This is a genomic window from Streptomyces sp. N35, from assembly GCF_016464295.1.
Classification (GTDB): domain Bacteria; phylum Actinomycetota; class Actinomycetes; order Streptomycetales; family Streptomycetaceae; genus Streptomyces.
On sequence record NZ_JAEIMH010000221.1, the window covers coordinates 1 to 646 of the forward strand.

Annotated in this window: 1 protein-coding gene and 1 pseudogene; one reads left to right on the top strand and one right to left on the bottom strand. The window is 64.2% G+C overall.

Annotation, left to right across the window (positions count from 1 at the left end; genetic code table 11):
* A pseudogene (locus JAO81_RS44200) lies at positions 1-196 on the bottom strand (hypothetical protein); the annotation flags it as partial.
* 167 nt (positions 197-363) lie between these two features.
* Here JAO81_RS44200 and JAO81_RS44205 point away from each other — a divergent pair.
* Complete coding sequence (locus JAO81_RS44205) at positions 364-585, top strand: hypothetical protein (protein ID WP_199553259.1); 222 nt, start codon at positions 364-366, stop codon at positions 583-585.
* Positions 586-646: the final 61 nt, after the last annotated feature.

Below are 646 nucleotides of genomic sequence, written 5' to 3' on the forward strand. Positions count from 1 at the left end.
CAAGGACCTTCATTCCCTCAAGGCCGAGCCAGATGGGGGCGCCGCGGTGGACGACGTCCTCGGGGTACATCCGCCCGCCCGCACCCTCCAAGTCGGGCGCGTGGTCGGACACGCACCACGACGGGCACGGGGACGAGAACCAGGCGCCTCCCGGCACAGGGAAGGTGGTCAGTGGCGAGGTCTCTTCTGCGTTCATGGATACCGCCGATGCGACAGGGGCTGAACCGCGTTGTTCGAGAGTTCGGTTTGACGGATCGAAATGTCATCAGGCACGATTCTTCTACGCCTTTGCGGCCTTGCCCGGTGCTACCAACACCGGACAAGGCCTTGAACCCCAACCCTCCAAGACAGGGAAGAGGAACCGTGCCGTATGGTACCGGCCGCCCGAATGGCGGCGAAAACGTCATGTCTGAAAACGGCTCCGTCGAGGATGCTCCGGACCGTTTCACCATGGGCCTGATGATCGACATCATGACCGTGCTCGACCAGCACGGCTACGAGCGAGGTGCGCAGAGCACCGTTCCGCGTCTCATCGGCCCGCTGGCCGACTTGGTGCGCGCTTACGAAGGCGGTGATCGTAAATGACCGCTGCGCCCCCGCTCCGCGCCGTGATCTACGCACGGGTGTCGTCGGACCCCAAACAGCG